This window comes from Vibrio sp. S9_S30, from assembly GCF_014694455.1.
GTDB lineage: Bacteria > Pseudomonadota > Gammaproteobacteria > Enterobacterales > Vibrionaceae > Vibrio.
The window spans coordinates 14856-36542 of record NZ_JAAUWT010000007.1; the positions used below are offsets into that span (position 1 = coordinate 14856).

Here is a 21687-nt window from a genome sequence, read left to right on the forward strand (position 1 = left end):
AGAAAAGGAAAACACCAATGAGTTTAAACAAGGTACCCGCAGGTAAGTCATTGCCTGATGACATTTATGTCGTGATCGAAATTCCAGCCAACGCAGACCCAATTAAATATGAAGTCGATAAAGATTCTGGCGCGGTTTTTGTAGACCGTTTTATGTCTGCACCTATGTTCTACCCATGTAACTATGGGTACATAAACCACACTTTATCCTTAGATGGCGATCCCGTGGACGTTCTTGTGCCGACGCCGCACCCTCTTATGCCAGGCTCTGTCATCCGCTGCCGTCCAGTGGGGGTTTTAAAAATGACCGACGAGTCGGGTGAAGACGCCAAGATTGTCGCGGTACCACACAGCAAACTCTCAAAAGAATACGACCATATCCATGATGTGAATGACATTCCTGAACTGCTGAAAGCGCAGATTACCCACTTTTTCGAGCGCTACAAAGAGCTTGAGCCGGGTAAATGGGTGAAAGTCGATGGGTGGGCAGACGCCGCGGCAGCTCGAGAAGAAATCCAAACCTCTTATGACCGAGCGCAAAATCAATAACCTCTGCGTGGATAGCAGAGCACCCCACGGATCAAAACAGCCCAGTATCGACTGGGCTGTTTTACTTGAAATGCACGAGATCGCCGCCCTAGCTAAGCAAAAAGCTAAACAAAAAGCTAAACAAAAAGCTAAAAACGCTGACACCAATCGCCAGAATCTATTCGCTCCGATAACTGGCTGCTATCTTGATAGAGATAGACCCATGCCTCACCAAACGGGGTCGACATTTTCTCGCGGCGGTACTCGTAAGGTACATCTTCGAGGTGATCTAACTTTGCCAAAATTTGCGCATTGATCCGGTAGATTTCACCACAGATTTCTTGCTGACCTTGAACCATCCCCGGGTAGTGCCCTAAATCGTACAAGGCAAAAGCCGGTCCGGTCCGATATTGTGCGACCAACTCACACCCTTCTAAAAAGTGATGGCTTTCTTCGCCTTGCCGCAACGTTCCATACACAAACACCAGCTGTTCCATCGCTCTCTCCACAGGCGAATGCCTTAATCAAATTCGAACTGGTAAATCAAATCCACCGCACTACCAAGCCCAGAGACTGCTTCAACATACAAATCTTGCATCAAGCGATAACGCACGGTGAATTCGCCAAGTGAGTTAAAAATACCCACTCCGTAAGTGACTTTCAAGCCGGGGAGTATGTACCCGCTCACAGTGACTTGAGAATCATCACCGGAACCTGCCGTATCCAATTGCAAATCTTGTACGCCAAATGCCTGTCCAATTTCTCCGACCACTTTTCCACTTTTCGCTAAACTCAATCCAATCAATGTGGTAGCCATTAAGTTTCCACCCGCTTCTGCATCGATATTTCTGCCTCGTAGTAAGTAAGACAGCGCATTGGCTTGGGGCATGGCTGGATCTGAAAATATCGACACTTGAGGGGTATCGGCAGGACCATCCACACGAATACCAGCCGTCACATCATCTTGGATATTGTCTGGATTTCGGATGGCAGTGATCGCCACATACGGCTGATCAACGGGACCATTCATTAAAATTTTCCCTTTTTGGATAAGCAGATCTTGTCCAAATGAACGATACGAACCGTTTAAAATGTTAACCTCTCCGACAACGAACGGACCTTTATCACGTTGAGAGACTTTCAAGTCGCCCTTCAGGTTCCCCAACAACCCAAAGGCACTTAAGCGGAAGTCGTCACCAATTTTCACATTCACGTTGGTTTGAATGTTCATTGGCAATGGCTGCTTTTCTTCCACTGGGTTGAAGTTTTCGTCCAGCAAAACTTCATCACTGGACACGGCCACCGCACTTGGCGGAAGCTCTTCCACTTCAATGCGTCCCCATGGCAAATGGATATCACCCTCAATTTTAGCCAGATCGGGCGTTACTGAAATATTAAGATCCGGCTTCACTTTAATGTGCACCATGGGTGGCAGCTTCACATTCAACTCTTCTGCAAAAACCGCCAAGTTGCCACGCCACGCTTTTAAGTCCGCCCAATGACCATCGCCATTCACATTCAATGTGCCATCAGGTGTATTGATTTTCGCACTCACTACCGCATCGTACCCATTGAAGGCAACAGAGATCCGCCCTTCATCGACATCAACAGGGGTAATCTCCCCTTTGGCTATGAGCTTCTCAACGACAAAGTCCCCCTTCAATTTAGGGTGAAGCAGTGGGCCGCTAAAGGTTAAATCCGAGTAGATATTGGCATCCGCTTCGCTGAATTCCCCCAGCAACGGTTTCAACATACCAAGGTGGATATCGCGAATGCCCAGCTTGCCATTGATGGTCTGGTTATTGGATTGCACGTTGTTTATGTTTGCCTGCCCATCTATCACACCGTTATCAGTGAGATCCAACGACCATCGGCTTCTTAGCGTATCGTTCTCCAACTCGGCATCCAACGTGATGCCATTCCATCCGACCGTGATGGGCGCGTCCAATGATTGCGTAACCTGCCCTTCCGGCAAAGAAATGGACACCGTTAACTCTGGCTTGGCGTTTGGTGCCCAACGTGCCCATGCTGACGCATTCACTTCACCTTTAAGATCCGTTTCCGGAGGTACGAAGCGCTTGATCTGGTCGAAATTAAACTGCTTGATGGCGATGTTCGCTTCACCACTTTCTCCCGCAGATAGATCCTTGGTTAAGCACAGTGACGCGCCCTTCTGATTCCAACAATGCGCTTGAACACTGGCCAAATTGGTTGCCATGTTAAAGCCAAGTGCTGCCGCCTCTTCCAATGTCCACGTGCCTTGCTCGGAGGTAATGTCTGCACGCTGCAACTCGCCTTTCCAAACCATTTCTGGTTTCTCGGTCAGCCCCCCGACCACCTTCAAGCTGGTAGAAACCCAATCGGACAGCACGTCTAACGTAAGCTGATGCGCTTCTTGAGTGCCAGAGAATTGCAAATCCACGTTCTCGATGTACCGATCTTGCGCTTTCACGTTCTTAACGATCAATGACACATCGCCTTTCGGGGCAGGTAGAGGGGAGATATCACCCGATAAAGTGACGGATTCCACCGTGACCTCTTGCTTCCAATCCACCTCGTTAACGCTCACATCCACTTTGATTTGCGGTTCTTTAAATTCGCCACGCAAGTTGACCTTGCCGTACATGTGACCACGAAGTTCAGGAATGGACTTAACAAATTCAGGGAAGTTAAGCTCAACATCCATCCCCCATTGTTTATCCAACGAACCCGAGACAAACAAATTGTTCGGGCCATGAGATAACTCTACCCCTTTCGTATATATGCTGGGTTCACCACTTTTATTGATGTCTTCCGCATCCAATTGACCATTGATGGACAGCGGGTAATCACGAATTAAGCCTTGGATAGCGAGGAGTGGGACACTCACTTTCCAGCCCCCCTTCTCGGTTAAGGAGCCATTGGTTGTAATGCTGCCACTGATGTTACCCTCAGTGTCTGGCCATTGCAGCCCAGGCTGTAGGCTGTCGAGCCCTAGTGTGGCATTCCATGTGACCAATTTGGACCAATCGGCTGTAACCTGCCCCGAGACTTGACCCCCTAAGGTCTTTAGCACCAAGCTGTTTACATTCACGCGCTCTAATGTGCCTTTGGCAGAAGTGACTAACTCCATGTCCGGAAGGTCTTTACCTTGCGCTTTCAACGCGACGAACAACTGATAAGCATCAAGGTTACCTTTTATATCGATGCTATCAATGTCTGAACGATAATCCGCTTCTCCTGTCAGAGGCCATTGCACTTCCCCCTGAGATAAAGACAAATCGAAAGGAAGCACGGCCTGCAATGGCTTCAGGCTACCCTCAAGATGCGCCTTTATAACACCGCCTAAATCGGCATTGAGGTTTAGATCAGCCACACTGCCATTCGCCTTAAGCGACAGAGTTTGCCCTTTTAGCTCTGTCTGGTTGAGTTTGGCATCAAGCGCTAACTTGGGAAGGCGATAATCGCCTTTGAGCTCGATTTCGGTGCTGGCGTCCACGGTCACTTCTGGCATATCCAATACCAGCTTTTCAATGCTGACCCAATGATCGCTCGCTTTTGCTTTTAGCCCGAAATGGCGCACTTTAACTGGCGATTCGCCTTGCAAGGTAAAATTACGAACTTCCACCCCTTCCACAACTACGTCTAGCGGAATCCATACCTCCGGCAGTTCGATGTCTGCGGTGTTGCCCTCCGCCGCTTCAGCTATTGCCGTTTCGGTTTTCTTGTTGGCATCGGTAGGTGCCAGCGTCATATCCATGTCATTCAACATTGTTGAGTGCAACGTCAGTACTCGACCTTCCATTGTTACGGCGGTCGAAAACGATTTCCATTGGATCTCTGTGCCTAACACATCAAGCGCAATGTCGTTCAACTGAACGCGGTTGATGGAGACAGGAATAGGCAATGTGATCTCGGTGAGTGGCTCTGAAGGGGTTGGCTCTTCTTGAGCCGGCGACGCCTCCCCTGAAAGAGCAAAAGATAACGATTCGAGAGTAAGGTTATCGACGCACACTCGTGGTTCAAATAAGCATTCTGCATTCAGTTCGAGTTGCACTGCCTTCGCCTGAAGATCGATAAACAATTCAGGATCTTTGAAATTAACTTGGCGAAGCGTTATGCCCGTAAGAATCGCCCCTTCAGCCTCTTCCACCGTCAGCTGAGGCAATGCTTTCTGTGCGCCCCACATGGCAAGGTTCAAACCCGTTTGTGTAAACAGCAAACCGCCTAATAAAAGCAATAAAACCAGCACAAAGCACGGAATAAAAAGGGCAAAGCGCACTAGCCACTTAGCAACAGTACGGGTCATAGCTCGGGCCCCAACGTAAAGTGAATGGCAAATCTTTCGTCAGGTTTTTTATCCAATCCCCAAGCAAAATCTAGCCGGATGGGACCAACAGGCGAAGCCCATCGAATACCCACACCCACGCCTTTCTTCCATTCAGGCGTCTCCGTCCATGCATCACCGTAATCAACGAATGTTGCCGCCCACCAATTGCCATAAACTCGGTATTGATACTCTAAGCTACTCACGGCTAGATATTTACCACCACTGAACTTATCTTCTGGCTGAGTGGTAGGGATATCTTCATACCCATAGCCACGAATACTGTTGTCTCCACCCGCAAAAAAACGCAGAGAGCGAGGCACTTTGTCAAATTCGCCTGCGAACACGCCACCGGCATTAAAACGCGCTAATCCGCGGTGATTTTCACCTACGCTACGCACAATGGCGGTACGACCTCGCACCCTTAAAATATCGGTATCAGAAAGTAAGCTTTCATTTCCAGCTTCCACCGTGAGCAGGTTTTTGTCTCCCCACATGGGCATTACACCACCACGCGCACGCACACGGCTAAAACTGAATCCCGGTAAGATGAATTTGGAAAAACGGGATTGATCACGCTCTTCCGAGTCGTCATATAAAAGTCGTATAGATACCGTTCTTTGCCACCCTGAATCCAATTTCCAATGCCGCTTTACAGCTAAGTTATGCTCTAGGCTTTTGGTCTCATCTTTATCGGTACGTTTCATTCCATACTGAATTTCGTAATATTCGCGCAATACGTCTTCTAAAGGAATTTTATAGCTTGCTGTGATCGCTTGTTCTGGCAAAGAAAGAGACATACTGCTGTCTAAACTGTGCCCTCGATCATTCAGCCACGGCTTTTTCCAACTGAGCTTGCCTCGAACACCAATGTCCGTCGAGTACCCTAACCCCGTTTCTATCTGGTTTTCAGACTGTGGAGTAAGGTTGATGTTCATGGGCAATTCACGCTGTTTCCCGATGTAGCTCAAGTCTGGTTCGACATGCACAGAAGAAAACCATTCCGTATTAGATAAGCTCTGATTCAGCTCACCGATATTGGAGGCCAGATAAGGATCTCCTGCTTCAAAAGGCACCAGAGATCGCACTCGGCTTTCACGGATTTGACTGCCAACAATCCGAGTGTCACCAAAGTAATAACGCTGACCACTGGTAAAGTCTATCGTAATAAAAGCTTGTTTGTGTTCGGGAGACACTTCTAAGCGTGTTTGACCAAACTCGCCATCAAAATAGCCTTTTCTTAAAGCTAAATTTCGTAAGTTTGATTTGTAAGATTCATAGGCGTTGTGGTTTAACGGCTCACCGACCCCTAGCTTGGCATCGCTGCGAAGCTGAATGAAATCCGGATCCGTTGCCGCTTCTCCTGAAATGATCAAATCGCTGGTGCGGATCACTACGACTGGACCGGGATCAACCAAAACCGTCAGAGATTGTGCCTCTTCGCCCACTTGAAATGCGATCTCTGGCTGGTAATAACCCAATGCCTTCAATGCCTTCTGAATGTTATCTTCCACTCGGGATTGAAAGCGGAGCGACGTGGAATACTCGCTTGGATCGATAGCAGACAGGTAAGCAGACACGTTGGCGTCCAACTCTCCTTCTAATCCTTCTACTTCAAAATCGAAAGCGAATACGGGGAATCCAATAGCAAGTAAACCCCACCCGAGCAGGCGAGAAATTTGTTTCTTATTCATATCTGACAGCGCAATGTACAACCTTTTTCTCAAGATCGCTCAACGCTATCAGAAATTGCGTGCGCCACATAGTCTTAAACAGTGGAAACTGATATTGGCTCTAATTACAGAGAAAAGTATGGTGAGTATGATGTAAGTAATAAGTAAACGATGGGCAGTAAAAAGGCGAACCATTGGGTTCGCCTTTGAAAAGTAAGTGCTACGGGTTGATTTGGTACATAGCTTGATCGGTAGAGACGAGCGCTTGCAGACCTTTTTCAGGGTGGTTTCGAAGCTTAATGCCGTATTGACTTGGCTCACCAATTAATGGTGGGCTTTTCCACAATGAATCACCTTTGTAATCGAGTCCTCTTACGTGGAGCTGATAAGATGAGCTGGAACCAAAGTGCGTGTTTTCCCTAGTAGTTACAATGAAGCCTTGCTCATTAAGTTGTGAAGTATTCACCGCGATCCCGATAGTTTCAAAATTCAAATCGTAGCTTGCTTTTAGTGCGAGGCTATTCTCTGCAACTTCAAAAACTAAGAGTTGATTACTGTATTCAGTAAAGCACGCAACTTCCTTACTGCTGTCTGAATCGTGGTTAAACACTAGAACTTTCTCGCAACCAAAATCTGAATTTTCGTAGGTGGATTTGACGGTCACTGAATTATCTGCCACTTGAAGAAGCGATAAATTGTCCCCTTCAGAAACCACAATCAACCCTGCCGTTTCATCATACATTTCAAAATCAATAACTTGGGTATAATCAGGAGAGAACTGGTAGGTTGCAATGGATGCATTGTTAACCACATCGTGCATCGTTATTTGAGAGCCACTAGAAAGCACAATGTCTTGCTTTCCATCTTGATTAAAATCGGCAGACTTAACTATTTTTGAGTCGTTATCTACCAACAGTTCATGTGAACTCGTTACTGAATCATTAGAAAGTTCAACCAGCTCAATTTGAGAGTTGTAATAATCTATCTTAGGTAGCACAATTTCAGAATAGCCATCTTCATTGGAATCAATAGATACGGTATTGAATAATGGATAACTTGTATAATCTGTACCACTACTGATCTTGACACCCCCCTCAGAGCCTACCATCGCAAATTTATTGCCGACTGAAGTATTATTATAACGCCCCACTAAATACAAGGCATCTCCTTTTGTAGGAGTAACCTTTGCCCACCCTACCGCCCTAAATGCTGACGATGACTCTTCAATATTAGTGTGTTTCAGGGTTGCATTATTTGCAGAGATATCGGCACTGACAAAGCCACTGCGCGAATAGCTTCCGCTGTTCCCCCATAACATCTCAATATGCGTGTCATTATCCATATCTCCAACAGTCAGTGAGTTAATTGCACCATTGCCTGAGGAGGATAAACTCCATAACTGATTAAGAGTATTGTCTTCAACTTTGAACGCTTTGATTCCACTGTATGAACAATCCATAAGCAACACATTTGTCGCCCCAGTAGTAAGTTGAGCTTTTATCAAATCACACCTAGGCAAATATTGAGTAGACGACAATTCGGTCGTCGTGTTCGTTATAGCAGAGTACATGTAGTAATGATTGCCGTTGCCGTAGAGCCTTCCAACGATCTCATTTACACCGTCTTGATTGTAATCTCCAACGGCTACCCCACCCTCAGAAAATTGCCCCTGGTAATTCCACTGTATATCCCAAGTTGCGGTGTCAATAACCCAACCACCATCTAGCACAAGCTCAAGGGCTTCGTCATTATCGACATTCGAATAGATAAGTTGAGAAGAACCTGTAACATCAAACTCGTTTACAACAGGAAAAGAAAAATCGTTCCAACCATAAACAGAAAGTTTAGAGTCGTAGCCAAACAATTCACGGTGCAAGATTGCCACTTCTAGAACGCCGTCATTATCTGTGTCTGCGAATGCCGCCCCCAATATGTACTGAGCAGCGTCAAACACCACTTGAGGCTTGCTAGATAAATCCTCTAAGGTGAGGATATTCTTTGAGGTAACAATAACGATTTCTTTTTTCAGGTCATTATCGATATCTAAATAATGTACCTGCTGTATCGAGCCATTACTTGGTAACTGGTAGGGATACATCCATTTTTGCTTGTATTGCCCATTTTCAAAACTATATAGGGAGAGACCACTTTCATTGTCTGTCGTCAGGAATTCATTTAAGCCATCGCCATCGAAGTCATCGATAATAATAGAGTCATCTTTAGATGGGCTGTATTCACCAGAACGAACGAGAGGTTCCGCTTTACTACTATTGACTTCGACCCCCAATACATACTCAGAGGTTTCGTCATGATTTGACTTAAACGTAAATTCAAAAGTTTGAACGGGAAATAAAAAATCGGAACCGGAAGGTGCCGTCCAAGAAATAACACCATCACTGCTGATTGTGGCACCATCGGGAGCAGATTCCATACGGACGCTTTCAAAACCATTGGTATCTAAATCAAACAGCGAAACGCCAAATTGCAGCTCATCCCCTGTAAAAACGTCTGTGGGTAAATTGTCTGTTGTGATTACTGGTTGGGTGTCATTAAGGACAATGTATGCCCAATTGCTGGTTATCGAACTCGTTCCATCAAAAACAACCGCTTGAACTTGAACATCGTCACCATAAGCCGCCGTGTACGCGGGAAGCACATTGGTTGTTTCCCCCTCCACCACCTCACCATTGATATACCATCGGTAGCTCAGTTGTAATTCATCTTGCGGTGTATCAGGATCTGAAAATTCTGGGCTGTCCACAACGATGGGGGTTGCCGTGCTTAAATCGTAAGACAATTGTGTAGGCGCACTAGCATAAATATCAGTAAAAGCAGGGGGCAGAGTCAACAAGTCCAATGGATAAAGCTCAATGGGTTGAGTCAACGCAAACTGAAAACCGCTCACTTTAGATAAGTGCGTGCCTACATCAAAAGAACCATCGCGATCTATATCTTCTTGATAGGTGAAGTAATCATTGGAAAACGTCAGTTTGACTCCATCATTCGCTTTAAAACTTAATGAGCCTTCATGGAAGTTAGGATAGTAGCTTCCTTGTAACCCCCGAGAAGAAACGTCCACTTTCCCAAATTCACCTAGCCACACCGTTCCATTCACCTCTGCACTTAGGTCTTCATAGCCATAGTCGTCTGGATCATGTAAAAAAGTGGTCAGGCTAACTTTAATACTTCTTCCACTGCTGTTGATATTATATAAAAGGTGAGTTTCTTTATATAACTCGAAGCCACTCTCATTAAACGTAGAGTAATGCGTCCGAACATACCCAGTAACCTTCCTACCTTTAACATTTAGGTTATCAACATAATAGGTTCTTTCACCCTTATCATTGAAGGATACGGCCAATACTCCAGAGAGAGACGTCTTACGCTCCAGTGTCACACAGTTATTAAAATCCAGAGACACCGTCCCCAAGCCCTGTTCGTCCAATGTTGAGTTAATATCAACAAAGCCAGATTCTCCACATTCAAAAGACTTTCCAAATGTATTTTCAATGGCGATGAAGTTATCAATTTGCTCATCTCCAAAAATAAAAAGAAAATCGAGATCTAACGCGAAATTCGAAGCCTGCCTTACGATAGAAGGATCGAGCGATGCTACTTGTGATTCCCCAGAATAACCTTGTTCAACGAGGCGCAGAGCGGCTTCTTTTAATTCGGATTCTGAATATTGCGTTGCATTTTTCAGTATATTTGAATTGATGTTAACAGGTGCGGTATCGCTGGAGGAGTCCCCCCCTCCACAGGCAGAAAGTAGGATAGCCATCCCTAGCGCGGACGACGCTTTTAGTTTACCAAGCATAATCTTTCCTTTGATTGTACTTATGGGACATATTGTACTTATGGGACATATTGTATTTATGGAACATGAGGATTAAACCCATTAGTTTCGAAGGAAATCTATCATATTTTCGTGATGATTTTATTAGTGCAATCATGCTTCACTTCACATTCATCAAACAAATGATTCGTAGGCTTGATATTCGGAAATAAAAAATAACCGCGAAACATCAACATAACTTCACCCACCTTATTTCACGGTTCTCTGAAAACAGAAACAAAGCTCATCTTCCGTCGTTTCCCCAGTTTAATTGATGATAATCACCAATTACCTACTCGGCTCCTTCATTACATTAAGGAAAACGTTCACACCCAATCAGGAGCCAACCATGAAAGACATCCCACTCACTTCCTCTGTCGGGAGCCATGCGGAAAACCAAGAAGAAGACGTATTGGCGATTCAAAAAGCGTTAAATGAAGCAGCAAAAACCATCGGACTGGATGAGCCATTAAAAGAAGATGGCGTTATTGAGGACGACGTTGAGCACTCTAAAACGTGCCAAGCCATACGCAAGATGCAGGCAACATTATTGGGGTTCAAAAAACCTGATGGTCGTATCGACCGCGACGGAAAAAGCCACAGAGCGCTGGCAGAAGCGATATCAGATGAATTAGTCATCGCACCAAGCTTGTTTTTACCTCGAATTGAACCCGAAGTGGGGCTGTCAGACGAAGACTTTGAAAAAGCCGCTGAGTCACTGGGCTGTGGCGTTGCCGCGGTAAAAGCGGTGTCTGAAGTAGAGTCGGCAGGCAGCGGATTTTTTGCCAGCGGTCCTCCTTGCATTCTGTTTGAAGCGCATATTTTCTCCAAACACAGCAACCGACAATTTGATGACTCTCATCCTGAGATTTCTTCACGGAAATGGGATCGCTCGCTCTACGTCGGTGGCGAGAAAGAGTATGAACGCTTGCAAGAAGCGATGACGCTAGACCGCAAAGCCGCCTTAAAATCGGCGTCCTATGGCCGGTATCAAATTATGGGTTTTAACCATGCGGCGGCAGGCTATGACGACATCGAAACATTTGTTCGCGACATGTTTCTCGCCGAACGCTTCCATCTGTTTGCGTTTGTCAGCTTCATCCAATCGAATCCTAGAATGCACCATGCGATTCAGACACTGGATTGGGCGACGTTCGCTCGCCACTACAATGGTCCTGCTTACGCAGAGAATCGATACGATGAAAAACTGCTTCTCGCCTACCATAAACACTCAGGATAATGGCGTAACCACCAACCCCAAAAGACTGCAACAGCCGCATTTGGCACATCAAGGAGAATAACGTGGCACTGACACTGCAATGCACCCAAAATACACTCAAAAACATCACCGATGAAATGCTCACTACAGCGATATCTCTCAAAGATCTCGACAGCCATTGGGAGAAATTAAACCAGCTACAGAGGCTGTGCCAAATTGAGATTGGCGAGTTGAATTTCAGAGGGGTAGCTGACCCTTTGGATGAATCCATTACGCTGAATAACCGCGGCGGACTCGCCATTGACTTAAGCCATTGGACAATTCAGGCCGGCTCCCCCGATCAAGAATTCACGTTTTCTGAAGGCGCGGTTTTGGCACCGCATGGACAACTCAAAGTCACCACAGCGGGTGAAGGTGAATTCAGTTTCCAATCCAAAATGCCGATTTGGAACAACCACGGCGATACCGCAACGCTACTGGATCCAAACGGGCAAGTCGTCGCTAAATTGGTTTATGGTGGCGATGCCTACGCCGATGTACTGATCAGTAATGTGCACTTCGACGGCGAAGAAAAACACACTGAAGGCGACGAGTATGTCGAGATATCCAATATTTCAGACAGCACCGTAGACATTAGCCTTTGGCGACTGGAATCCATTCGTAACCAAACCGTATTTACTTTCCCGGAAGGTTCACGCTTATCTGCTCAATCATCCATAAAAGTGTTTACGAACAAGGCTAACCTTGGCGACAACGAATTCAGTTTTGATAGCGCTAAAGCCATATGGAACAACGAAAGTGGGGTGTGCACGCTGTTTGATTACCTCGATCACGAAGTGGCGAGCTATCAATATTAACCCTAGTCATCCGTTTTTCCTTAGCACTTAGGCTTCACAAAAAATTAGGTTTTCCCCGTGTCGAATAAACCAGTAAAGACATTAATCAACGATGCCACCCCCCCCAATTGGGTAAGGATTTACACCGCCTTGCCAGTGACGGACGTCTTTTACTGCACTATGTGGCACGGCACGGGGACCTTTCTATTGATTCGGATATCGCCGTGGGCATTGCTCGTGTAAACGAAAAAATAGGCACCAAATACTGGAGCACGGAAGACGAAAGTCAATTGCTCCATTACTTGAATTGCTTGAATTGCTTGAATTGCTCGGGAGTAAATTTTGGGGGGTTGAGGGCGTTTCTTAAGAGCTTTCATTGTCAGCTCTAACGCTTTGAGTGTATTTTCCATAACTTGAGTGCGTCTTCCATAACGAGACCTCCTCCCCAAACATTACCTCACTGTCTCTTTGAACACTTGGCAAAAACAACGAACATATGCGTCCATTTCCCTGAGCCTTCCTCCCCTTTATTGAGCCAAGATAAAAGCACTTTCCCCGCTCTGGATTTGTCCTTTACCTCACAGGAAGAAAGGCACTATCGTGTATTCGCCAAGCGCTACCAAGAGGTTCTACTGCACATTCAAAGTTTAGAAAGAAGGCAAAAACGAAGAGAAAAAAACACAGAATCGCTGAAACAAACTCAAACCCTGTTAAGTTTCTGGAGACAATACGACGCCACTCATCAGAAAAATAACACACTCTCTGATGTTATGATCAGCCGCCGGACCAGCCAATATCGAAGGCTTTTTGATGCCTTGAACGAAGGCGAACTAGCCAAACAATAACGTAAGGATAATGCCATGCAAGAAAGTATTCATTCCGTAATCCATACCGTCACCTCGCAACTAGAAGATTCTCCAATAAAAGACTTACTCAGCAGCGCACTAAAATCGTGCATTGATGAGAAAACAAACGAGCTGGACATGCTGCTGATGGCCAAAAAAGAAGGGCAAATAAGTGACGAAGCATTCCAAATAGAGCTGGAAAGAGAGAAACAAATTGTGGAAGCGGAAATGCTGACTTGGCAAATCGCCGCAAAAGCCGATGTCCAAAAAGTGGTGAACAAAACCTTTCACGCCCTAGCGCAAACCATTCTTTAATCAGCGCGACCAACTTACATTCCCAACATCACTGAGAGGCATGATGAAGCAACGAACACGCATTATTTGGGTTCCCTATGGCTATCGGCTGAAGCGACAGAGAGCAATGAAAAAAACGGTCTGCCGTCAGCGTGTTCCTGTTGCCTCCCTTAAAACATCATCTCACCGCTCTCAACCTCGCCATAAGGCGCCAAAGAAAACGGCGGTGGAGGCAGTGCCGCATAGTGGCGGCGTGAAAAATACAATGGAAGAACAGTAGGCAATGACGGAATCCGTTGAAGAAAGCCAAGTTGCCACCTTTGATGATGCGTTTAATCCATATAAGAATTACCTGCAAGACATGTCGCTCTCACTGGCTGGCATGCCTGATGACGCGTTTACTCGCCCAGAGAATCAGCAAGAATGCTCGACAGCGCAAGTCACACCGCCATTAGAACCATTAGAGCCAGAAGAGATAACAACGAACACCTCAGCGTCGCTCAGCCCAAAATCCGATAACAGCCGCCAACACACAGGACCTCACCTGCGAACCTGACCTGACGTCGCGCCAAGCTTAATGTCTGAGAAATCCTCGTAACCCTTATCTTTTCATCCATTGCGCCAAGAACCCACTTCTGCGTTTCATTACTCTGTGACGGTTATATCTAACCGGAGATCACCATGAGACAACTCCTTTTTCGCTTATGTGAAGCGTCTGACGGACGCCAATTTGCTTTTTTAACGGACCAACCGAGCATCGAAGACCTGTTCGACAGTGGCTACAAGGTTGCCTACAAGTTCAGAGATAATAGCAACGGGCAAGAACTACTCGCCAAATGGCGCGCTTCTTACTCGGTCAGTTCGCAGCAGTTTGAGCCGCTGCCGAACAACGATGAATTGCCAAAAGAGGTGCAATCGGCTTTTGATACCATGATTTCAAGCTTAATTTTGGGTGTCGACGTGTTCTTTTGTGACTACAACCTTGCCATAGAAGCCGACTTACCCATTTGTAACAACATGATCGATCGCTTTCGTTCTACGGATTTCGTCCTGTTTTCTTGCGAAGAGCTTATCGGGAACGACCCGAGTACCCAGCCGTATATGGTGTCGTATGCTTCCGCTCGGTATCCAGAAAGTGGCAACACAGGTAGCCAGCATCGCATTTATTGCAAAACCGATTCGTTTGCGTTTTGCCAAGCGGTACACGCGATTGTGATTCAAAGAGAAAAAGATGCCCTGACTGGTGGGCATATCCGCACAGAGATCGATACTTACATCAATGGAAAACCCATTGATGCAGCCACGGCTGAGCAAGTCATCAATCGCTTTGTCGAAACGTTGCCTCAATTTAACAGCAGCATCAAAGCGTTAAATGCGCCGGACTCACTCTCCAGCAAGGCGTAAGACTATGCGTTCAGACGAAATGTACTATGCGGCGTTCAGCGCCGCATTAATGGCAGGGGCAGAACCTGGGATTGCGCAGCAGTTGGCTTATCAGTTGTCTTACATCAACCTGACGAGCCAATATTCCGCACTTCACTCAGTCAGCTCAAAGCCCACCACCTCGGCATTAGACCCCGAGACAAGACGATCGCCCGCCACGCATTCAAACGCCCTCGTTGATCCAACGCCGTGTGCGTCGAAGGCGTTTGCCCACCCAATCAACCCGCTCAACCACATAGACGGGTTAAGTGGAGGCAATCTAAACGAAAAAGGCACGCAGCTTGGTTTGCGTCGGCAATCTCCGCTTTCGGCAAACTCGGCTCGCAACGCATCGTCCGGTACAACACGCTCCTCGTTCACGACAAAACCACCAGACAGAACTCAATCATCAGACAGATCTAAATCACCAACCAAAGCGAAATCACAAACCAAAGCGAAATCGGCGAGCCACACAGAAACACCGATGGCAGCAAACACGACCAAACAACACAGCATCCGTAGTTTGGAAAACCTCAATCCCGAGCCTCATAAAATCAACCAAGCCATTATGTTGGCGATGATGGACACCAATAGCCAAGCACAAAGCAAATTCATTGCTGCGCTCTATTTCTATTGGAAAAGCCGCCAAAAACACAGCGGTGGGCACATCAAATCGACCTACTGGTTATTGATGCATGCCATTCGCTGCTATTTATTTGGCACCCCCTTTCAATGGGGCGAAAGCTTTGCAAAAAAGACCGAGGACAGACAACAAAGCAAACCCATGTACTCAACAGTGAAAGAACTGTTAGAACACCTCAACGTCAATAGAGAGGAATCGTATCCCCTCCATTCTTTGAGTGAGCAGGTCAGCTACTACCCATGCAACCAGCAGGTTCAATGCATTATGCTGGGCTTGGCATTTCGCCCCGAGATCATGTCCGATTTTGAATTAGCCAACGCCATTCACCAACGCGCTCTCAATATCGACAAAATGGAAGACGCCGCTCTATGGGCGATGGCGTCTTAAATCGGTTAGATCCGTGACCAGACCTGTCGGTACTCAAAGTATCGGCAGGCAATCTTCTGCAAGCGATGCAAAGGAAGGCATTTCCTTTTTTAACCCCGAATTAAACACAGTATTGCCCACGTTTGAACGGCGCAGCCTCGCTAAATTAATGAGATAGTCATTTACATAATCTGAGGCACCTATGAGCTTTCCTCACTATCTATCCATCTGTGAAAATGGAATATCCGCATCCGAAAAGGCCCATATATTAAGCCATTACTGGGATGAAATGCGCCTGAAGAAATCACACTTTTTGGGTTATCAAACGAACCAAGAGGTGATTTTCTCACCGGAGATGCACCCCTTTTTGTCGCTGAATTTACTCAACCTCGGCGACGGGTATGAAGAGGGCTCTTATCAAATCAACGCCAAGCAATTTGAGCGTGCCGTTCTCGATTATTACGCCCGACTGTGGGGCATGACCATGCCAAACTCGCAGCGAAATTATTGGGGTTACGTCACCTCAATGGGCTCAACAGAAGGCAACTTGTACGCCCTATGGAATGCGAGGGACTACTTAAGCGGCAGCGCCGTAGAAGGGTATGAAAAATCGGTACATGTGCCTAACCCACCCGTCTTAATCAGCTCCTCCTGCACCCATTACTCGACTTACAAAGCTTGCCAAATATTGGGGATCCCCACCTTCAACCAAGTGGGTGAAAAGCTCGGCGCTTGCCCCATTAACCAAGGGGATTGGCAGAAAAACCTCTCAGTGGATGAATACGGATCGGTGGTCGAGCAAGACTTATATCGCCTTACAGAATTTTTTGTAAAGCGGCAACATCCGGTCATTTTGTTTTTCAATCACGGCACCACCTTCAGTGGCGGCAGTGACGCCATTTTTAGAATACTGACAACATTAAAACCCCTACTCGGTGTCAACACAGAACAAAATCGGCGTTACTGGGTCCATGTGGATGGCGCGCTCTCTGCCAATTTCTCACCGTTTCTGCAATCGTCTCCGTTTTCCGTCTCTTCAGACCCTTATGAGTTTCGCCATCGAGAAGTGATGTCGATGTGTACCAGCCCTTATAAATGGTTAGGGGCACCTTGGAGCTGTGGGGTTTACCTTATGCAAAAAAGGTACAAAGTCGGCTCATCGTCTCGCCCAACCTACATTGCTGGACGCGATTCCACCATTGCAGGATCTCGGCAAGGGCTTTACTCTCTTTACCTATGGGAACGGCTGACGTCGCTGGGCACACAAGGGTTAAAACAGATCGCCCAGCAAAATGAAAGCAATGCCGAATATTTGCATACGGCGCTGCAACGACTCGCCAATTCGAAACGCCATCCCCATCAACCACACCAACCAAAGTTCACGGTGTTGCCCCGCATGCCGGGTGCCAACATTGTTCGGTTTTCATCCCCCTCTCGCCAAATCAACACAAAATATTCACTGGCACAGGAGAACATTGTAATCGATGGCAAACCTCAGCGTTTTAGCCACGTGGTGTTGCTCAGCCACGTTCAGCGCCCCTTGATTGATCAATTTTTGGCTGAACTTTCCACCAGCAAGGACTTTGGCTCCCATGCATTGCCGACACTCAACCCCTTAGTCAGCCAGCCTCACTTTGATCGCCCTCAATCTCGCTCGGTTCGCCTTCAATCCAACCTTGCTCACCCAAACACTCTAAAGGAGAGCCAATGAAAGCTTTATTTCCATTACTTTGTGTGTGGCTTTTTTTGTCTTTTTCAGCAAAGGCGCAGCACGTTATTCACACCTCGTTTTCGATCAATAAAATTTACGGCGTGAACACCATTGACCAAACCTACAAAATCGATGGTTATTTCGTGGCAACTTGGCAAGACATTCAGCACCCGCTGAAGCCGAAATCGGGTGATCGATTAATAGAAAACCGACACTTAGACAAGCTGCTTGAAGAAGGCTCTTGGGTACCCGCCTTTGAATTCATCAACATCATAGGACAGCGCCTCACGCCCAATAAACGCTTGGTGATATCCAGCACTGGCGACATAACCTATAACGAACGGTTTCAAGCCACCTTCACCACAGAAATGGACTTTCGCCGTTTCCCGTTTGACCGCCAATCTTTTGAAATCATCATGGAGCCTTTTTCGTTCGACCAACAACGCTTAAAGTTTGGTCACGCCAGCGTGTACGTGGAAGAGTTCACCAACAAGATCATCAGCGAATGGGACATGGAAAACACCCCCACCGCGGAGGTTAGCCAGCACAGCTACCACCATTTGAATAACACAGAAAGCACCTATTACTCCCGCTTAACCGTGACCATTGATGCCAATAGAAAACCGAACTATTACCTTTGGCAGTTTATTCTGCCGCTGTCGCTCATCCTGGTCGCAAGTTGGGCCGTTTTTTGGATTGAAGGGTTTTCCGAACGCCTAATGACATCGTTTACCATGATGCTGACCGTGGTGGCGTACACCTTCTACACCAGTAGCCTGCTGCCACGCTTGCCCTACACCACCTTTATTGAGCGCATGATCATCATGGGGTACGTCAGTATATTCGCCGCCATTTTGATCATCGTGTTCGTCAAAATCCGCGAAGAAAAAGGCAAAGCCACCCACGCTTTGATTCCATATTGCCGAACCGCATTCCCGACCTTTTTTCTTGCCGCGATAGCCATCTTGATCGGAGTAAACAGCCAGTTATGAAACCATCCAAACCTTTACAGACCCTCATTGAAGCGGTGCTCTGCTCATCCATCTTTATCTTGCTGCTTTGGGTCACCACTTACTTGCTCTATTCCAAATCGCTCAATGCGTTGGAAGATCAAATAAAAATAGGGCTGATTTCGACAGTAAGAGCCTCCGCTTCGACGCTCGATGGCGCTCGGCATCTGACCTTTGATGACAACACCAAAGCGTCCGACAGCAGCTACCAAATAATGGCCATGCAAATGGAAAAGATCCGCCGCGCTGCCACCGATGTTCGCTACATATACACCAGCGTGCTCAAAGAGAATAACGTCTACTTTATGGTGAACCCAAGCCCGCAGAACGACGCCGATGGCGACGGCTTGCCCGATCCACCTCCTGCGCTGATGACCCTGTATGACGATGCCCCGATCGAGTTAAAACGCTCCCTAGAACGACACAGTGTAGAGATCAGCACCTACCGTGACCAATGGGGCAGTTTCATCAGTGCGTATGCGCCGTTTTATAGCAACGAAGGGGACTTTGCTGGCGTATTGGCCATGGATTTGGAAGTGAGCGCCTTTCAAGACAGGCTCGAAAGCATTGAGCGTGTGTTCGATAAAGCCAAGATCATCATTCTGTTTTTGGGGCTGATTGTGGGGATGATCATCTGGTGGATACGCCGTTCACAAGTCAATCACCTCAATATCATTCGCCATCGAGAAGCCGACGCCAAAGAAAAGCTGTCTCGCGCTCATCACCTGAACGTATTGCTTTCTGGGTTACTCACCTATTTCTATCACCGTATCCCAAGGGATCTGGTCAAGCATACGCCACGCATTCGAGCGCTTTACCATTACTCGCAAAGCTTAAGACCATTAGCCTTTCAACCAGACAAGCAACCGGTTCAGGATTGGTTCCACTCATTGGATCAACACACCTACAAACGTTGCAAAGGGTTTCATGACTGGCACATTCCAATGCAAACAGAAGCGGTGTTCACCAGCGATAAAATCACGGAAGAACTCACACAACTGCACGCCCAATTGGCAAGAGCGCAATCCGCCCCTCTTAAAGCGGAAACCCGCCTATTAAAAGAACACCTCGATTGTTGGGCATTTTCGACCCTTTTCTATTTGGATGCGTCTTCAAAACTCAGCACCATTCACTCGTTGATCGACAACGAATTTGAACACATTACGGGCAGTGCCTATATGGCACAACAAGCCCCAAACGAGCTAGGCATCATGAGCACCATCAATCGCCTAAGGCAAATGGGCTTCGACTTAGTCTTGGGTGAAAAAAACCGGATCGAACTGATTTGGAAAGTGTATAAGGAGAATACGGAATGACAAAAATTGCCCCTTTTTTACTGATCGTCGCGACCTTGTTTGTTCAGCTTTCCTCTGGCATTAACTACGTCACCATCCCGCTCACCATGAGTGAACAAGGTTATGGCAATACCTTGATCGGGTTTGCCATGAGTTTTGAGATCATCGGTATCCTTTTGCTTTATCGCCCGCTTTCTCACTGCGTGGAAAAATGGGGGCTGTCTCCCTCTATTCTTCTGATGTCGGCACTTCGGGCTTCCAGCCTTGTGTTGCTTTCTCACAGTCAACACTACCCATTATGGTTGATGGGTATTTTTTGCTACGGCGCATCGACGGGGATGATGCTGGTGATCATCCAAACCTCTTTAAATACCTGTATTCAAGGCAAGCTGAAAGGTTTGGTGATGGGGTTATTTTCGGCGGCATTGTCTGGTGGGCTTGCACTGGGGCCCTTGCTGCTTCAACTGCCGTATATCGACCCAGAATGGCAACTGGAAACCAGCGCCATCATCACCAGCTTGCCTTTTGTGCTTCTGCTGTTTGCTGGGCAAAAAACGTCGTCTTCCGACCATGCGGGCACCGTTCGGGTGCGGTTCGCGCTGCGCCACGCCAAAGTCATTTTAGTCTCAGCGTTTGTTGGCGGCATCAGCTTCTTTGGTTTGCCTTCTTTTCTCACCTTATATGGCATGGAAAACGCACTCACGGAATCGCAATCTCAACTTCTGCTGACCATGTTTATGTTTGGTAGCGTCACCCTTGGCATCTTTGTTAGCACTGGGGCGTCTTTTCTCAACCGCAGCATTGTGGTGCTGGGCTGCATGTTCACCTCGGTGGTGTGCGCTGTGTACCTTTCACTGGCGGTGTACACCGAATACTGGCTGGCACTGACGCTGCTGTTTTTCTGGGGAGGCTCCATGGGAGGCATCTACGCCATTGGCTTAACGGCGGTAGGCGAGCGCTTCTGCCAGCAAGATCAAATGAGCGCCAACATGAGCTACACCCTTATGGACTCCTTAGGCGGCATGACGGGCTTGTTGGTGATCGGTTTTATGCTCGACTGGATGGGGTCAGAAGGGATGACCACGGTACTGATCGCCTTTGGCTGCGCCCTGCTGGTGTTCTTTGTGTATGAGCTGTTAGCCCCACGGCAGACGTTTGAGTAGTTTGGGGGCAGCGCCGTTCACACCGCACAACATGGGCGATGCATCTATTTGTATTGAAGTTTGATTGACGTTGGCAGCGTGTACTCGGAAATCCGTTTTCGTCCCGTTGCGGGTTTCGCCGATATCAACGCGTTAGCCAACAAAATCAGCGCGTTATTTTTTCAGTGATAGACAAACCATTAGCCATTAGCCATTAGCCATTCAAACGCGTTGATATTCAGTCTTTCAAGTATGGGTGGCACTTTTTCATCAATATGGTTGTGTTTACCGCGACTGAAAATAACAGGGACACTCACTGCTGTAAGAAAACACGAAACCCATCCATCACAGCAAGTCGCCCCTCAAACCACAACGGCAATCTTTACCTATTTCTAGCTCTATGGCTGTCGCCTAGGGTTCAAAAGTGGTTTCTCTCCAGAGGACAAGCGCCTCAAGAAAGCCCTTTATATTCTTTTTTGGGTTGCCTCTCTTCTATCTCCTCGATTACCCGGCTTAAACCATAACCCTCCCCGAGTAAGCACTTTTCATAATCACTATATTGG

18 protein-coding genes are annotated in these 21687 nt (G+C 47.0%); 14 read left to right on the forward strand and 4 right to left on the reverse strand.

Annotated elements, in window-relative coordinates:
- Positions 1-17 precede the first annotated feature (17 nt).
- Entirely contained in the window at positions 18-548 is a 531-nt protein-coding gene (ppa, locus tag HC752_RS09850) for an inorganic diphosphatase (protein WP_190334982.1), read from the forward strand.
- Between the two features lie 128 nt (positions 549-676).
- Here the strand turns inward: ppa and HC752_RS09855 are convergent, their stop codons facing one another.
- The 4 genes from HC752_RS09855 to HC752_RS09870 form a co-directional block, all read right to left on the reverse strand.
- The gene (locus HC752_RS09855) at positions 677-1024 is read right to left on the reverse strand and encodes a gamma-glutamylcyclotransferase family protein (RefSeq protein ID WP_190334983.1); all 348 of its coding nucleotides are present in this window, start codon (positions 1022-1024) and stop codon (positions 677-679) included.
- 23 nt (positions 1025-1047) lie between these two features.
- Positions 1048-4815, reverse strand: a complete 3768-nt coding sequence (gene tamB / locus HC752_RS09860; protein ID WP_190334984.1) for an autotransporter assembly complex protein TamB — start codon at positions 4813-4815, stop codon at positions 1048-1050.
- Positions 4812-6527 carry an autotransporter assembly complex protein TamA gene (tamA, locus tag HC752_RS09865; protein ID WP_190334985.1) on the reverse strand — a complete coding sequence of 572 codons (1716 nt, stop codon included), beginning with the start codon at positions 6525-6527 and terminating at the stop codon, positions 4812-4814. Before tamA ends, tamB begins: the two co-directional genes overlap by 4 nt.
- A 199-nt stretch (positions 6528-6726) precedes the next feature.
- Positions 6727-10323, reverse strand: coding sequence for an FG-GAP repeat domain-containing protein (locus HC752_RS09870; RefSeq protein WP_190334986.1), 3597 nt, complete (start codon positions 10321-10323; stop codon positions 6727-6729).
- A gap of 367 nt (positions 10324-10690) precedes the next feature.
- On the opposite strand from HC752_RS09870, the gene HC752_RS09875 reads away from it, so the two are divergent.
- From HC752_RS09875 to HC752_RS09935, 13 genes are all read left to right on the forward strand, one after another.
- Positions 10691-11581: an N-acetylmuramidase family protein gene (locus HC752_RS09875; protein WP_190334987.1), complete on the forward strand. Its 891-nt coding sequence runs from the start codon at positions 10691-10693 to the stop codon at positions 11579-11581.
- Positions 11582-11643: 62 nt separating this feature from the next.
- Positions 11644-12417, forward strand: coding sequence for a lamin tail domain-containing protein (locus HC752_RS09880; protein WP_190334988.1), 774 nt, complete (start codon positions 11644-11646; stop codon positions 12415-12417).
- A 57-nt stretch (positions 12418-12474) separates the two neighbouring features.
- Positions 12475-12639 (forward strand): hypothetical protein, encoded by a 165-nt coding sequence (locus tag HC752_RS09885; protein ID WP_190334989.1) that lies wholly within the window; start codon positions 12475-12477, stop codon positions 12637-12639.
- Between the two features lie 233 nt (positions 12640-12872).
- Positions 12873-13241 (forward strand): hypothetical protein, encoded by a 369-nt coding sequence (locus tag HC752_RS09890; protein WP_190334990.1) that lies wholly within the window; start codon positions 12873-12875, stop codon positions 13239-13241.
- 15 nt (positions 13242-13256) lie between these two features.
- Positions 13257-13556: a hypothetical protein gene (locus HC752_RS09895; protein ID WP_190334991.1), complete on the forward strand. Its 300-nt coding sequence runs from the start codon at positions 13257-13259 to the stop codon at positions 13554-13556.
- Positions 13557-13596: 40 nt separating this feature from the next.
- The gene (locus HC752_RS09900; RefSeq protein ID WP_190334992.1) at positions 13597-13815 is read left to right on the forward strand and encodes a hypothetical protein; all 219 of its coding nucleotides are present in this window, start codon (positions 13597-13599) and stop codon (positions 13813-13815) included.
- A 3-nt stretch (positions 13816-13818) separates the two neighbouring features.
- Positions 13819-14091, forward strand: a complete 273-nt coding sequence (locus tag HC752_RS09905) for a hypothetical protein (protein WP_190334993.1) — start codon at positions 13819-13821, stop codon at positions 14089-14091.
- A gap of 125 nt (positions 14092-14216) precedes the next feature.
- The gene (locus HC752_RS09910; protein WP_190334994.1) at positions 14217-14939 is read left to right on the forward strand and encodes a hypothetical protein; all 723 of its coding nucleotides are present in this window, start codon (positions 14217-14219) and stop codon (positions 14937-14939) included.
- Positions 14940-14943: 4 nt separating this feature from the next.
- Positions 14944-15987, forward strand: a complete 1044-nt coding sequence (locus HC752_RS09915; RefSeq protein WP_190334995.1) for a hypothetical protein — start codon at positions 14944-14946, stop codon at positions 15985-15987.
- Positions 15988-16168: 181 nt separating this feature from the next.
- The gene (locus tag HC752_RS09920) at positions 16169-17677 is read left to right on the forward strand and encodes a pyridoxal-dependent decarboxylase (protein ID WP_190334996.1); all 1509 of its coding nucleotides are present in this window, start codon (positions 16169-16171) and stop codon (positions 17675-17677) included.
- Positions 17674-18669: a gamma-aminobutyric-acid receptor subunit beta gene (locus HC752_RS09925; protein ID WP_190334997.1), complete on the forward strand. Its 996-nt coding sequence runs from the start codon at positions 17674-17676 to the stop codon at positions 18667-18669. Before HC752_RS09920 ends, HC752_RS09925 begins: the two co-directional genes overlap by 4 nt.
- Positions 18666-20003 (forward strand): cache domain-containing protein, encoded by a 1338-nt coding sequence (locus tag HC752_RS09930; protein ID WP_190334998.1) that lies wholly within the window; start codon positions 18666-18668, stop codon positions 20001-20003. Before HC752_RS09925 ends, HC752_RS09930 begins: the two co-directional genes overlap by 4 nt.
- Positions 20000-21145, forward strand: coding sequence for an MFS transporter (locus HC752_RS09935; protein WP_190334999.1), 1146 nt, complete (start codon positions 20000-20002; stop codon positions 21143-21145). Before HC752_RS09930 ends, HC752_RS09935 begins: the two co-directional genes overlap by 4 nt.
- Positions 21146-21687: the final 542 nt, after the last annotated feature.

Excerpts from the sequence above, each read along its gene's own strand:
- ppa (WP_190334982.1), top strand. The coding sequence starts at position 18 with ATGAGTTTAAACAAGGTACCCGCAGGTAAGTCATTGCCTGATGACATT.
- HC752_RS09855 (WP_190334983.1), bottom strand. The coding sequence starts at position 1,024 with ATGGAACAGCTGGTGTTTGTGTATGGAACGTTGCGGCAAGGCGAAGAA.
- tamB (WP_190334984.1), bottom strand. The coding sequence starts at position 4,815 with ATGACCCGTACTGTTGCTAAGTGGCTAGTGCGCTTTGCCCTTTTTATT.
- tamA (WP_190334985.1), bottom strand. The coding sequence starts at position 6,527 with ATGAATAAGAAACAAATTTCTCGCCTGCTCGGGTGGGGTTTACTTGCT.
- HC752_RS09870 (WP_190334986.1), bottom strand. The coding sequence starts at position 10,323 with ATGCTTGGTAAACTAAAAGCGTCGTCCGCGCTAGGGATGGCTATCCTA.
- HC752_RS09875 (WP_190334987.1), top strand. The coding sequence starts at position 10,691 with ATGAAAGACATCCCACTCACTTCCTCTGTCGGGAGCCATGCGGAAAAC.
- HC752_RS09895 (WP_190334991.1), top strand. The coding sequence starts at position 13,257 with ATGCAAGAAAGTATTCATTCCGTAATCCATACCGTCACCTCGCAACTA.
- HC752_RS09900 (WP_190334992.1), top strand. The coding sequence starts at position 13,597 with ATGATGAAGCAACGAACACGCATTATTTGGGTTCCCTATGGCTATCGG.
- HC752_RS09905 (WP_190334993.1), top strand. The coding sequence starts at position 13,819 with ATGACGGAATCCGTTGAAGAAAGCCAAGTTGCCACCTTTGATGATGCG.
- HC752_RS09910 (WP_190334994.1), top strand. The coding sequence starts at position 14,217 with ATGAGACAACTCCTTTTTCGCTTATGTGAAGCGTCTGACGGACGCCAA.
- HC752_RS09915 (WP_190334995.1), top strand. The coding sequence starts at position 14,944 with ATGCGTTCAGACGAAATGTACTATGCGGCGTTCAGCGCCGCATTAATG.
- HC752_RS09920 (WP_190334996.1), top strand. The coding sequence starts at position 16,169 with ATGAGCTTTCCTCACTATCTATCCATCTGTGAAAATGGAATATCCGCA.
- HC752_RS09925 (WP_190334997.1), top strand. The coding sequence starts at position 17,674 with ATGAAAGCTTTATTTCCATTACTTTGTGTGTGGCTTTTTTTGTCTTTT.
- HC752_RS09930 (WP_190334998.1), top strand. The coding sequence starts at position 18,666 with ATGAAACCATCCAAACCTTTACAGACCCTCATTGAAGCGGTGCTCTGC.
- HC752_RS09935 (WP_190334999.1), top strand. The coding sequence starts at position 20,000 with ATGACAAAAATTGCCCCTTTTTTACTGATCGTCGCGACCTTGTTTGTT.